The 13,260-nt window shown below is 35.4% G+C and carries 9 protein-coding genes and 1 pseudogene; 9 read left to right on the top strand and 1 reads right to left on the bottom strand.

The window, feature by feature from the left end; all coding sequences use genetic code 11:
* Nucleotides 1-133 precede the first annotated feature (133 nt).
* The gene (gene katG, locus FS935_RS18080; protein ID WP_146950042.1) at nt 134-2,320 is read right to left on the bottom strand and encodes a catalase/peroxidase HPI; all 2,187 of its coding nucleotides are present in this window, start codon (nt 2,318-2,320) and stop codon (nt 134-136) included.
* Between the two features lie 863 nt (nt 2,321-3,183).
* On the opposite strand from katG, the gene FS935_RS18075 reads away from it, so the two are divergent.
* The 9 genes and pseudogenes from FS935_RS18075 to FS935_RS18035 form a co-directional block, all read left to right on the top strand.
* Nucleotides 3,184-3,615 (top strand): DUF6526 family protein, encoded by a 432-nt coding sequence (locus FS935_RS18075; RefSeq protein WP_338036934.1) that lies wholly within the window; start codon nt 3,184-3,186, stop codon nt 3,613-3,615.
* 95 nt (nt 3,616-3,710) lie between these two features.
* Nucleotides 3,711-4,637: an ABC transporter ATP-binding protein gene (locus tag FS935_RS18070; protein ID WP_146950040.1), complete on the top strand. Its 927-nt coding sequence runs from the start codon at nt 3,711-3,713 to the stop codon at nt 4,635-4,637.
* Nucleotides 4,634-5,725, top strand: a complete 1,092-nt coding sequence (locus tag FS935_RS18065) for an ABC transporter permease (RefSeq protein ID WP_146950039.1) — start codon at nt 4,634-4,636, stop codon at nt 5,723-5,725. Before FS935_RS18070 ends, FS935_RS18065 begins: the two co-directional genes overlap by 4 nt.
* A 79-nt stretch (nt 5,726-5,804) precedes the next feature.
* Nucleotides 5,805-6,509, top strand: a complete 705-nt coding sequence (locus tag FS935_RS18060) for a M48 family metallopeptidase (protein WP_146950038.1) — start codon at nt 5,805-5,807, stop codon at nt 6,507-6,509.
* Between the two features lie 107 nt (nt 6,510-6,616).
* The gene (locus FS935_RS24280) at nt 6,617-7,441 is read left to right on the top strand and encodes a methyl-accepting chemotaxis protein (RefSeq protein WP_146950037.1); all 825 of its coding nucleotides are present in this window, start codon (nt 6,617-6,619) and stop codon (nt 7,439-7,441) included.
* A gap of 458 nt (nt 7,442-7,899) precedes the next feature.
* The gene (locus FS935_RS18050) at nt 7,900-9,606 is read left to right on the top strand and encodes a methyl-accepting chemotaxis protein (RefSeq protein ID WP_146950036.1); all 1,707 of its coding nucleotides are present in this window, start codon (nt 7,900-7,902) and stop codon (nt 9,604-9,606) included.
* Nucleotides 9,607-9,620: 14 nt separating this feature from the next.
* A complete protein-coding gene (locus FS935_RS18045; protein ID WP_146950035.1) occupies nt 9,621-10,676 on the top strand; it encodes a sugar ABC transporter substrate-binding protein in 1,056 nt (351 codons plus the stop codon).
* A 241-nt stretch (nt 10,677-10,917) separates the two neighbouring features.
* Nucleotides 10,918-11,946, top strand: a complete 1,029-nt coding sequence (locus FS935_RS18040) for a threonine aldolase family protein (RefSeq protein WP_146950034.1) — start codon at nt 10,918-10,920, stop codon at nt 11,944-11,946.
* A gap of 208 nt (nt 11,947-12,154) precedes the next feature.
* Nucleotides 12,155-12,646, top strand: a pseudogene (locus FS935_RS18035) (Rossmann-fold NAD(P)-binding domain-containing protein); the annotation flags it as partial.
* Between the last annotated feature and the right edge of the window lie 614 nt (nt 12,647-13,260).

Here is a 13,260-nt window from a genome sequence, read left to right as displayed (position 1 = left end):
AAGTGCAGTGTAAAATGTCGTATTTTACATGTGTCTATTTATTGGGGGCTTGACCACAGGCACTAAAAAAGCACGCAACCCCCGATATATATCAGGAGATTGCGTGCTTATTCATTCTTTACGACAAAATCTTTTATTTCAGATCAAAACGATCAGCGTTCATTACTTTAACCCATGCATTAATGAAGTCACGTACAAATTTTTCTTTGTTATCGTCTTGTGCGTAAACTTCTGAAATTGCGCGTAGTACTGAGTTTGAACCAAATACTAGGTCAACTCTAGTTGCAGTACGAACGACTTCACCTGTTTTGCGGTCACGGCCTTCGTATAGAGCTCCATCTACTGGCTTCCATTCTACTCCCATATCAAGTAAGTTAACAAAGAAGTCATTTGTAAGTGTACCTACACGATCAGTGAATACTCCGTGGTCAGTACCGTTATGGTTTGTACCTAGTACACGCATACCACCAATAAGTGCAGTCATTTCTGGTGCAGTAAGGTTTAGAAGTTGAGCTTTATCTACAAGAAGCTCCTCTGCACTAACACTGTATTGTTTCTTTTGGTAGTTACGGAAACCATCAGCGATAGGCTCTAGGAATTCAAAGTTTTCTACATCTGTTTGTTCTTGTGTTGCATCACCACGACCTGGAGCAAAAGGAACTGTAACATCAAAGCCAGCATCTTGTGCAGCTTTTTCTACTGCAGCAGTACCACCAAGTACAATTAAGTCAGCTAAGCTTACTTTTTTCTCAAGGTGACTTTGGATTTCTTCAAGTGCAGAAAGTACTTTTGCAAGTTGTTCAGGCTGATTCGCTTCCCAATCTTTTTGTGGAGCAAGGCGAATACGAGCACCATTTGCACCTCCGCGATTATCTGATCCACGGAAAGTACTTGCTGAAGCCCAAGCAGTTGTTACTAGCTCACTAATTGTAAGACCTGAGTCTAAAATTAATACTTTAATTTTAGCTACTTCTTCTTCTGTTAATTCATAATCAACAGTTGGAACAGGATCTTGCCAAATTAGTTCTTCAGTTGGAACTTCTGGTCCTAAATATCTTGATACAGGTCCCATGTCACGGTGAAGAAGTTTGAACCATGCACGAGCAAATGCATCTGCAAAATCTTCTGGATTTTCATGGAATCGACGAGAAATTTTTTCGTATGCTGGATCCATACGTAGAGCCATATCTGCAGTAGTCATCATTGTTGGAACACGAACTGATGAATCTTCTGCATCTGGTGCAAGATGTTTTTCGTCAGGATTTATTGCAGCCCATTGGTGTGCGCCTGCAGGACTTTTTGTAAGTTCCCACTCATATCCAAATAGTAAATCAAAGAATCCATTATCCCACTGAGTTGGGTTAGCTGTCCAAGCACCTTCAACACCACTAGTAATTGTGTCGCGACCTTTACCACTTCCATGTTCGCTTATCCAACCTAAGCCTTGTGCTTCTATAGGAGCAGCTTCTGGCTCTCTTCCAACAAGAGCAGCATCACCAGCACCGTGTGCCTTACCGAAAGTATGACCACCTGCGATTAATGCAACTGTTTCTTCATCATTCATTCCCATTCTTCCAAATGTATCGCGTATATCGCGTCCACTTGCAACTGGATCTGGATTGCCGTTTGGTCCTTCTGGGTTAACGTAGATAAGACCCATTTGAACAGCAGCTAACGGATTCTCAAGTTCACGATCACCTGTGTAACGGTTATCTCCTAACATTTCAGTTTCAGAACCCCAGTAGATATCTTCTTCTGGATGCCAAATGTCTGCGCGTCCTCCACCAAAACCAAATGTTTTTCCACCCATTGATTCAATTGCAACATTTCCTGTTAAGAGAATCAAATCTGCCCAAGAAATTTTGTTACCATATTTTTGTTTGATTGGCCATAGAAGACGACGTGCTTTATCGATGTTCGCATTATCAGCCCAGCTGTTTAATGGAGCAAAACGCTGACTTCCAGTACCACCGCCTCCACGTCCGTCACCAGTACGATACGTTCCAGCTGAGTGCCAAGCCATACGGATAAAGAAACCACCATAATGACCATAATCAGCAGGCCACCATTCTTGGCTATCTGTCATTAAAGCATGAAGATCTTTCTTAAGAGCATCGTAATCTAGCTTTTTAAATTCTTCTGCATAATTAAATTCTTCTCCCATAGGATTAGACTTTTTATCATGCTGATGAAGAATATTTAAGTTTAATTGGTTTGGCCACCAGTCTTTATTAGTTGTACCACTTACTTTTGGGCTAGTTGTGCTACCGTGGTTAAATGGGCATTTGCCGCCTGTGTTCGAAGTGTTATATGATTCCATATTTATTATCTCCCCTTTTAGTGAATTAAGTATTAAATAATTACATCTACAAAACAATAATTATTATTATGTAGTTATTATATTAAACTATTGGAGAAAATGAAAGCTTTAATATTCATTTGGTAATATTTTTTTAGATAAAGAATCATTTGCGGATTCAAACTATTAAAATGGACCTCTAGTATTTGTTGATGAATTCACGTTTTACTAGAAGTGAGAGATTCAAAGAAACTCAAGGGATTTAATAGGAATTGGCTTATTATATATATGCATTTTTTATCATAATAGAAGTTTAATCTTTAACTATTTAAATAATAGTAAGTGTAGTAATTGAGAATGGGGATTATGAGAAAAGAATTTATATTGAGGAAGGAGTTTATTGTAAAAGGACAATTTTGTGGGGTGTTTTTTTGTAAGAGGTATGAGGAATGTCAAGCACTTGTTTATCATTTAGAAGCTCTAAGGTGAGAGAAAAGCTATATCAAATTATTTTTTATACTTAAAGTTAAGATTAATTACTTATTATAAATAGCGTTATTATAATTAATAATTTTCTTTTGAAGTTTCCCATTCATTAAAAAGTTTTTTACTATTTTCTTAAATTATAGGCTGATTCTTTCCTTTGTCATCGGTAGGATTAAGCCCAATGAAGACCAAAAGAAGAGGGTTTGCAGCTACTAAAGGTCTTCATAAGCTCGATGAAGACCATAAGTGATAGATCTTCATCTTTAAAAGGTCTTCACTACCACGATGTTACAACTTAACAAACATTTAATAAATTCATATGGTACATAATCACTCATAATCATGTAAACTTAAGAATAAAGTACATTTGTGTACACACTAAATAGTAGGAGGCTACGATTATCAAACAGCAGAATTATCAAAATCATAGAAAGATAGATCCAGTTTTTCACGTAGGTATTGCCCTTTTTTCACTTGTTATCTTTATTTTAGCGATTACATATTTTTTTCAACATGTATCTAGCCAAGGGTTTTTAAGTACGATCGTTTTACTAATGGCTGTTATTATTCTGTTAATGGCTGTGAAAATTAGAGGATATGGTCTATTATTACAAGATCGAGTGATTCGTAATGAAGAGAACTTTAGGTATTATCGTTTAACAGGGAAGTTTTTAGATACTCAGCTTTCTTTGAAGCAGGTAATTGCCCTTCGATTTGCAGATGACAATGAGTACCCAGATTTAGTTGAGCGAACAATATCTGAGAATCTATCTCCAGATGAAATTAAAAAGTCCGTTCAAAATTGGCGCGCAGATCACCATCGCGTATAATAAAATTAAAACCTAACAGCTCTATTTCAGGGCTGTTTCTTTTTTGAACATTTTTCTGAAAGTGAGTTCACTACCATTTAGGGGGAGGTTTGTTTATGCAAAATGAAACAATGGTCGATGTACAAGGGCTTGTGAAAAGCTATGGCTCTCATACTGCAGTCAAAGGTGTTCAATTTCAAGTGAAAAAGGGAGAAATCTTTGGCTTACTTGGACCAAATGGTGCAGGGAAAACGACAACAATCGAAATGCTTGTTGGTCTTAGGAAACCAGATGAAGGAACAGCAACACTTGCAGGCTTTGATGTTAAAAAAGAAGTAAATAAAGTGAAGGAAGTTATAGGTGTTCAGCTTCAGTCTACTTCATTGTTTGAATTATTAAAGGTAGAAGAAATTTTGCATTTATATGCAAGCTTTTATCCAAGAAATATTAACATAGACACTTTAATAGAAGATATGCTTTTAACTGAAAAGCGCAAAGATAGAATTAAGGGTCTTTCAGGCGGTCAAAAACAACGTTTGGCGATTGCTTTAGCGCTTATCCATGATCCAGAAATTGTTTTTCTTGATGAACCAACAACAGGACTTGATCCACAGGCTAGAAGAACGTTGTGGGATATTGTGCTTCGGTTAAAGGAACAAGGCAAAACCATTTTGCTTTCCACTCATTACATGGATGAAGCACATGTTTTATGTGATCGTATCGGCATTATGGATCAAGGTGAGCTGATTGCTCTTGATACTCCAACAAATTTAGTGAAAAAACTACATTCTACAAGTACAATCGAATTTCATCTGAATAATCCACCAGAGCAAGAGTGGTTTTTGAAGATGGAAGCTGTAGAAAAAGTATCCATAAAAGACACCTTTGTGCAGCTTTACACAGATAATCTTCAACAAGCATTAACATCGCTTATTCAATTATCTACAGAACACAATTTAAAAATTGAAGACCTTCAAACTCGTTTAGCAACACTTGAGGACGTGTTTATCACGATGACAGGAAGGAGTATAAGAGAATCATGAGAGCATATTGGCAGTTAACTTTAGCGCAATTACGGATTTTCGCTCGGAATAAACAAGTTTTATTTTTTACTCTTCTTTTCCCGATTATTTTAATGCTCGCACTTGGTTCATTTATTGGTGGTGGAAATTCTTTAGAACTAACAATAGGGATCATAAATAAAGACCAATCAGATGCTTCGAAAAATTTAGAAGAGTTATTTTATGAAAATGAGGGACTTGAAGTTATTGAGTATGAGGAACAGGATGTCGGAAAGGAAGCGATTGAGAATGGCGATATTCAGCTTTTAATCGAAATTCCTAAAGGCTATGAAGCAAATTTACAGAATGCTGATAAGCCGTTTTCATTACCTGTTTATTATAATGAAAAAAACCTAACAACCTCAGAGCTTGGTTTAACCGTTGTAAATGGAATTATTGATCAATATAGTAAAGATCTTGTTGATTATCAGCCTCTAGTGACAGTTGAAAAGATTGGAATTGAGGCATTAAACATACGATATGTTGATTTTCTTGTACCTGGTATTGTGGCGATGATGATTATGAGTAACAATATGAACGGAGTTGCAGGGCAAATTTCAGCATGGCGTGAACGAGGCATTTTGCGAAGAATGCAGGGAACGCGATTGAAAGCATCAACCTTTATAGCTGCTCAAATAACGGCTCGTTTATTTCTAAACGGTACACAAGCGTTGTTAGTTGTATTAATTGCTAACCTAATTTTTAAAATTGATGTTGTAGGATCATGGCTTGCGTTAATCTTTTTTATTGTCCTTGGCACACTTGCGTTTATGTCACTAGGCTTTATTATAGCTGGAATAGCCAAAAATCCGGAAAGTGCGGGACCGATAGCTGGCTTTGTTACGTTTCCAATGCTATTTCTCGGCGGAGTCTTTTTTCCGATAAGCAATATGCCAGATTTTATTCAGCCTATTGTTAAGGTTCTCCCAATTGCGCATTTAAGCTCAGCACTAAGAGAGACGATGAATATTGGCACACCTTTTCTAGAGCTGGGTACAGAAACTCTCATACTTGGAGCCTGGTTAGTTGGAGGATTTGCATTGGCTAGCTATGTGTTTAAGTGGGAATAGTTAATTTGTAGATAGGCTTTGCTTTTATATGGTGAAGCCTAGTAGGAAACATATTGAATAGAAAACAACAGGTGATAACATGAGACATCATTATTTAGGGAACACATTATATTTTGAAATAAAGTACAAAAATCGGACATCCATTGGCATTTATCTAAAAAACGGAATGATTGAAGTTCAGGCTCCTAGACATACACCAGATGAAAAAGTTATTCAGGTTTTAGAGGAGAAGTGGGATGTTATCCAACAAAAGCTAGGTGAGCTAAATGAGCAAGTGCAAGGACCAAAGGATAAGGTGTATGACCATGGTGAGAGCTTTCTTTATTTAGGGAAAAGCTATCCTATAAAAATCACTCACAATTCAACAATAGATCAAGACAATGTAGCATTTGACGGTCAAGTTTTACATATTTATGTGAAGCAACTAGAAGATGAAAAAATAAGACAAGCGCTAAAACGATTTTATTATAAACAATGTAAAGCTTTAGTTGAGAAAAGAATTATTTCTAATCAAAGCAATTTCAAGCAAAAACCACGATCGATCCGAATTACTGATAGTAAAACAACCTGGGGAACATGTGATTCAAATCAGCAGTTAACGTTCAATTGGAGATTAGCAATGGCACCTATGAAGGTCATTGATTATGTGGTTGTTCATGAGATGTGTCACATGGTTCATCTCAATCATGATCGCTCTTTTTGGCGACTTGTTGGAAAAATAATGCCTGATTATGAAGAACAAGAAAACTGGCTAGCTTATTCGAACTGGAAGATGACGATCTAGTTTTTTTGTGTCAATAACTTTTCATAGAACATCTAAACTATACAATAGGACAAAATTCCTATTATAATATATCTTGAAATAAAAATATCTTATTATAGGAGTTTTTTATGATTAGGACTACAAGAAGTAATGTAAGCACTCAGGTTTTAAATGAAACATCTGTATTATCTGCATTAGAAACTAATTTAGCTATGATTGAATTTAACATTGATAGAAAAGTTATATGGGTAAATGATCATTTCGCAAAAGCAATGGGATATAGTGCGAATGAAATGATAAATATCCATCATCGAGAATTTTGTACAGCAGAATTAAGAAGCAGTAAAGAGTATGATGAGTTATGGGCAAATCTTGAAAAAGGAAGTAAATTTCAAGAAAAGATTCAAAGGGTAGGCAAAGCAGGGAATTTACTTTGGCTTGAAGCTACATATATTCCAATACTGGATGATGAAGGTAATGTACACGCTGTTTTGAAAATTGCAACAGATATAACAGAACGTGAAAATAACACAATCAAAATTATTTCTCAATTAAAGGAAATGCCTGCTGAGTTAGTAAAGATCGTTGTAGAAAATTCTAATGAAAAAATTCAAGCAATAGAATCGCTGAAAAGCCAAACTAAGTTGATAGAAGAAGTATCTAAAATCATTCGCAATATTTCATCACAAACAAATATGCTAGCATTAAACGCAGCAATTGAAGCAGCACGTGTTGGAGAACAAGGACGAGGATTCAAGGTTGTTGCAGATGAAGTACGAAGGTTGGCCGGCAATGTAAATGATGCAATAGAAAATGTAAATACAAATGTTGATAATATTACGAAAGAAGTTGAAAAAGTTAATAACATAACAAATGACTTACAAAAGGTAGTAGCAGAGACTCAAACAGAATTTAATAGAACGATTGAAGAATTTGAGAATCATGCTAAGTAAGAAAATCATTCGTTATACATGATATTAAGTTAAGAGACTTAAAGAAAAGAGTTAAATTTGTGAATATTCATTTAACCACATTACATTATTAGCTTATCTAGTGAAGATTGTTAATGTTACATAGAGTGGATTTAAATAGAGATTCTTTTAAACTATTGAATGAAAAAAAACATAGATAATAAATCCTGACAAATACTCAGGATAGATTGTTAACTGGATGAGGGAAATCTCATAAAAACAGGAAGTTTGCTATCAACTCTAATGGCGACCTTCCTGTTTTTGTTTTGTTTATTAGTGTCTGTGGAACAATTTGTGAAACAAGAAAATTCGGGTGGTGACAGGCACCAAATATTCTCACTAAATAATACTCAAACTTCACCGATATAAACAAAAGAGTTTCATGTTGCTTTGTTGAGTAGAAGTATTGAAGTTTCGAGTTCATTTATTGGGAGGATTTTATGTTTAAACAGCTTAGATGGCAAAACACAAAAATAGGCGGAAAGTATTTTTATGTATTTTTAGTTGTGGCAGTTACGTTTCTATTATCGATTGCCATAACGTATTGGTTATTGAATCAAACAAGCAATACGATGAAAAATACACTAGTAAAAAGTGAAATTGCATTACAAAGCTCTGAATTGGTTTCACTTTATTATGAAAAATACAATCAGATTCCAGAGTATATTTTACTTTCTGATGATGAACACCTGAATAAGTATTTAGAAGGTAGCTTGAAGTTTGTAGCTATTGCGAAGGAATTAAAACCACAGCTATCTAAAGAACAATTAGAAATTTTCAACCAAATCATTGAAAATAATAATAAGCTTGATGAATACTTTTTTAGCACAATTGTACCTAATGTAAAACAAATTAATACAAATGAATTTGATCAGCTTCAAAAAGAAGCGTATGCATTAAAAATGAACACAAATGAATTAGGAAATGAATTGAAAAATCTTGCAACAGAATCAAATAGAGAGTCATTAACTGATGCGCAGAATAATATTGAGAGAACGATTATCCTATTGGTTAGCTCTGGGATTATTTCTTTACTTATCTCATTTGTGCTGTTAATTTTCATAACTAAAAAAATAGAAACGGGCCTTAAAAAGGTCGTTGATACGAGTGAAGAAATAGCTAAAGGACATTTGGATTTCACACCACTCGAAATCTCTGGTGAAGATGAAATTGGTCAGCTTTCACAATCAATTAATAACATGGGTAATCGACTACGTGAAATGATTTTGGAAGTGTCTCATATAGCTTCTGATGTTGATCATCAAAGTACAACCTTTGCTCAAACCTCGATGGAGCTGCAGCAAGGAAGTTCTCAAGTTGCTATCACAATAGAAGAGCTAGCAACAGGTGTGGGATCTCAAGCAAATGATATTTCGGATATTTCAGAGAATATGAGAGAGTTTAGTGAGCGTTTAGTAGAGGTAAATCAGGATGGACAAACACTTGTTACTTTCTCTGATGATGTGCTACAAGTTTCGGTAAATGGTGATGCACAAATGAAGCAGTCTCTTCAACAAATGAATGTAATTCAATCTGTTGTTGAAAATTCTGTTGAAAAAATTAAGAATCTAGAATTAAAGTCACAGTCAATTACAGAAGTTGTTACTGTGATTAAATCAATTGCAGAACAAACTAATTTACTTGCTTTAAATGCCTCAATTGAAGCAGCAAGAGCTGGTGAGAGTGGTAAAGGATTTGCGGTAGTCGCTTCAGAGGTGAAAAAATTAGCCAATGAAGTATCACATTCTGTAGAAAATATATCCTCTATTGTAACAAGTATCAAACAAGAAACTACCATTATTTCGCAAGAATTAGATACAGGCTTTAAACAGGTAAATGAAGGTACAGAGCAAATTCAATTAACCGGTCAATATTTTTCAGAAATTAAAGAAAAAGTAACAGACATGACACACAGAGTGAAAAATATTTCTACTATATTTACGCAATTTGAAAAATCAAGTCAGGATATTAATAATTCTGTGGAAAATATCGCATCTATTTCAGAGCAATCTGCTGCTGGTTCACAGGAAATATCTGCTGCAGTGCATGAGCAAAGCCAGTCGATTGAAAATATCAACACTAGCGCAAATACCTTGTCAGAAATGGTTGAGCGGATGAATCAATTGATTAGTAGATTTAAGGTATAAAGGGAGTGAATGATATGGCTAGGAGAATAATTTTTGCTTTACTAGTATTGGTCGTTACAGTATTTGCATCAGCATGCAGCAACACATCTACAGAAATAGTTGCAAAACAAGATAAAATCAAACTAACAGAAGATGAAAAAATACCGTATATTGGGTTTGTTTTAGATACTTTATCTGACGAACGTTGGTATAAAGATAAAGCTTTATTTGAAGAACAAGTAAAATCATTAGGTGGCAAAGTAAAGACACTAGCTGCAAATGGATTAAATGATGTGCAGTATAAGCAAGCCCAGCTTTTAATTGATGAAGGAGTCGATGTACTAGTAGTTGTGCCTCAAAACGCAGAAGAAGCTAGTAAAATAGTAGAACTAGCTCACGAGAACAATGTAAAAGTTATATCTTATGATCGCCTTATCACAAAAGCAGATGTAGATTACTATATTTCTTTTGACAATGAAAAAGTAGGTGAGCTACAGGCACAGGAAATTGTAAAAAAGGTTTCTAAAGGGAATTTTGCTTATATTGGTGGTGCTGAAACAGACAATAATGCAATACTATTTCGAAAAGGAGCTATGTCTGTGCTGCAGCCTCTAATCGATAAAGGTGACATTAAATTGGTTTATGATAAATACACTAACGATTGGAATCCTGATATTGCTCAAAGTAATATGCAGGAAGCACTGAAAAGTTCTAATAACAATATAAATGCCATTGTTGCAGCAAATGATGGAACTGCTGGTGGTGTTATATCTGCTCTATCTTCGGCTGGTTTAGCTGGGAAAGTAGCTGTATCTGGACAAGATGCAGAATTAAACGGAGTAAAAAGAATAGTCGCAGGAACACAAACGATGACTGTTTACAAATCGATTAATCTTATTGCAAAACAAGCAGCAGAAATGGCCGTTAAAGTTGCAAAAGGTGAAGAAATTGAAACATCAACAACGGTGGATAACAATCAAATCAAGGTACCATCTATTTTGTTAGAGCCGATTCCTGTAACGAAAGAAAATATTGAGGATACAATTATTAAAGATGGTTATTTAACGAAAGAGGAAATTTATAACAAGTAGAAAGGGAGTTTCCATTACTTCAGATTCGTATAGATAGAAAAAGTTCATAAAAATAGCAGAAGGTGTGCCTTGATAATTTGGGCACACCTTCTCTTTGTGTAATTTTAGACAGGGACCCTCGCAATCATTACTCATGCTGAATTATTTGATGTTATAATAAGTGATAAAAAGTGCCGTGTGGAACAATTTGTGAAACAAGAAAAACCGGGTGGTGACAGGCACCAAAAGGAGATTCCAAATTATGTACAGCTTTAAAAACGATTATAGTGAAGGCGCACATCCAAGAATTCTGCAGGCGCTAGTGGAAACAAACCTTATTCAAGAGGATGGGTATGGTGGGGATCAATTTACACAAAAGGCGATTGAGTTAATAAAACAGCATATTGGAAATGATGATGTGGATGTTCATTTATTATCAGGTGGTACTCAAACAAATTTGATAGCAATTTCTGCGTTTTTGAAACCACATGAAGCGGCAATAGCTGCAAGCACTGGACATATATTTACTCATGAAACAGGTGCAATTGAAGCAACAGGACATAAAATCATTGCGGTAGATACAAAAGATGGAAAGTTAACTCCTGCTCATGTAGAACAGGTGCTTAATGATCATCCTGATGAACATATGGTAAAGCCAAAGCTCGTTTACATATCCAATTCAACCGAAATCGGAACAATTTATCAAAAAGAAGAATTGATACAATTAAGTGAAACTTGTAAGAAGAACAATCTTCTATTATTTATGGACGGAGCAAGACTTGGATCTGCTTTATGTTCAAAAGAGAATGACTTAGAGCTAAGTGCAATTCCTTCATTGGTAGATGTTTTTTACATAGGAGGAACAAAAAACGGAGCACTTCTTGGTGAAGCATTAATTTTATGTCGGGAAGCTTTAAAAGAAGATTTCCGTTATCATATGAAGCAAAAGGGAGCATTGCTTGCCAAAGGGAGAGTTCTTGGCATACAGTTTCAGGAGCTTTTTAAAGATAATCTTTATTTTGAGCTAGCTTCTCATGCTAATGAAATGGCTGAGAAGTTAAATAACGAGTTAAAAAAAGAAGGCTTTTCGTTTTTAACAGCTTCTCCATCAAATCAAATTTTTCCTATCTTTTCAAATGCATTAATTAAGGAGCTACAAACGAAATTTGCGTTTCATATTTGGGAAGAAGTAGACAAGGAGCATTCAGCGATTCGCCTTGTTACGTCATGGGCAACAAAGGAATCAGAGGTAGTAGCGTTTGTTGAGGCAATAAAGGGTAGAGCTTTATAATTCGTTTATCCAGAATTATTGTGAGGGTGCTATTCTACACAGAAAAGTCCAATAGATAAAGTAAAGTGGGAGAGCAGTATCATAGATGGTATGGTATCGCCTCCTATTTTTATATTTGTAACGTTTAAGAAATCTGGTTTCCTTATAAAAAGGTGAGGAATTATGAATTATGTACACTCCCTTTCATGGGAGATTACTTTCAGAATAAACAGGTATTCCTTATTTTTTTTTACGAAACAATTGGTATTTAGAGAATAAAGGCTCAAGCATTCAAGGTGTACTGGCAGGAGTTCCATGGGTAACATCTGCTGGTAATGGAAAAGTAGGCTGGGCTTTACAACAGGATTACGCAGAAGCCGCAGCAGCAGTGCTTTCTGGTAATGGTCATGAAAATACAATTTACGAATTGTCCGGAAAAAACCTTACTCAAGAAGAACTTGTCTCAATTCTTGGCAATGTAGTAGGAAAAGAAGTAATCCTGCAACAAGTTGATGATACGACTTATGCTGACATTATGAAGGATGCCGGTGTACCAGAGTTCCTTATTCCTTTCCTTGTGAGCATCCAAGAAGGTATCAGAGAAGGCACACTTGAGGTAGAAAGTAACGATATTGAGAAATTACTGGGACGTCCTGCTACACCAATTGATGAGGGTATTGTTCAAATTGTTAAAGGAATTTCATCATTAATTGAAAAATAACACATCAGGCGCAGTCGATCATTCGGTTACGTCTTTTTGTTTGGCTTTTTGGAGGAGATTTTGTCGAAAATAGTCTAATCGATGATAATATCTAAAAATCGAAGATAAATCCGTAGAATCGAAGATAAATCCAGAAAATCGAAGATAATTTTCTAGAAGCGAAGACAAATTTACAAAACCAAAATCTGGATTTAATTGTTAACGCTTACGAGCGACTTCGTTTTGTTAATTTTATTGCTTTTTCGATATATATCTGATTTTATCGACTTTTTGAAGAGATTTTTCTGTTAAATTCCGCTAATTAAGCTAAGTGAATGATAAAAAAGAGGTTGTTATCATCGAAAAGCTACTATTCCAAGAAAAATAGATACCACTTCACCCTATACAGTGCAGTAAGTGTGTATACAAAGTATTATTTCAAGCTCTTCAGACTGATTGAGAACACTTGACTTTCAAGGCGCGAAGCCTTTGTGAGGAGTGGGGTTATCCTGTTTGGTAATGAGCACCGCAGGAAGGTGAGTAACGAAGAAAGCGAGTGTTTGTCAACAGTCTGACTGCACTCTATACAGTGCAGTTTCCACTAAGTACAACAAAAAGCCTTTTAATATGAGTGA

The organism is Metabacillus litoralis (assembly GCF_007994985.1).
Taxonomy (GTDB): Bacteria; Bacillota; Bacilli; order Bacillales; family Bacillaceae; genus Metabacillus; species Metabacillus litoralis.
This window is presented reverse-complemented; position numbering and strand designations above follow the sequence as displayed.

What these genes read in the sequence shown, in the direction of transcription:
- katG (WP_146950042.1), bottom strand. Translation starts at nt 2,320, where the DNA reads ATGGAATCATATAACACTTCGAACACAGGCGGCAAATGCCCATTTAAC.
- FS935_RS18070 (WP_146950040.1), top strand. Translation starts at nt 3,711, where the DNA reads ATGCAAAATGAAACAATGGTCGATGTACAAGGGCTTGTGAAAAGCTAT.
- FS935_RS18065 (WP_146950039.1), top strand. Translation starts at nt 4,634, where the DNA reads ATGAGAGCATATTGGCAGTTAACTTTAGCGCAATTACGGATTTTCGCT.
- FS935_RS18060 (WP_146950038.1), top strand. Translation starts at nt 5,805, where the DNA reads ATGAGACATCATTATTTAGGGAACACATTATATTTTGAAATAAAGTAC.
- FS935_RS24280 (WP_146950037.1), top strand. Translation starts at nt 6,617, where the DNA reads ATGATTAGGACTACAAGAAGTAATGTAAGCACTCAGGTTTTAAATGAA.
- FS935_RS18050 (WP_146950036.1), top strand. Translation starts at nt 7,900, where the DNA reads ATGTTTAAACAGCTTAGATGGCAAAACACAAAAATAGGCGGAAAGTAT.
- FS935_RS18045 (WP_146950035.1), top strand. Translation starts at nt 9,621, where the DNA reads ATGGCTAGGAGAATAATTTTTGCTTTACTAGTATTGGTCGTTACAGTA.
- FS935_RS18040 (WP_146950034.1), top strand. Translation starts at nt 10,918, where the DNA reads ATGTACAGCTTTAAAAACGATTATAGTGAAGGCGCACATCCAAGAATT.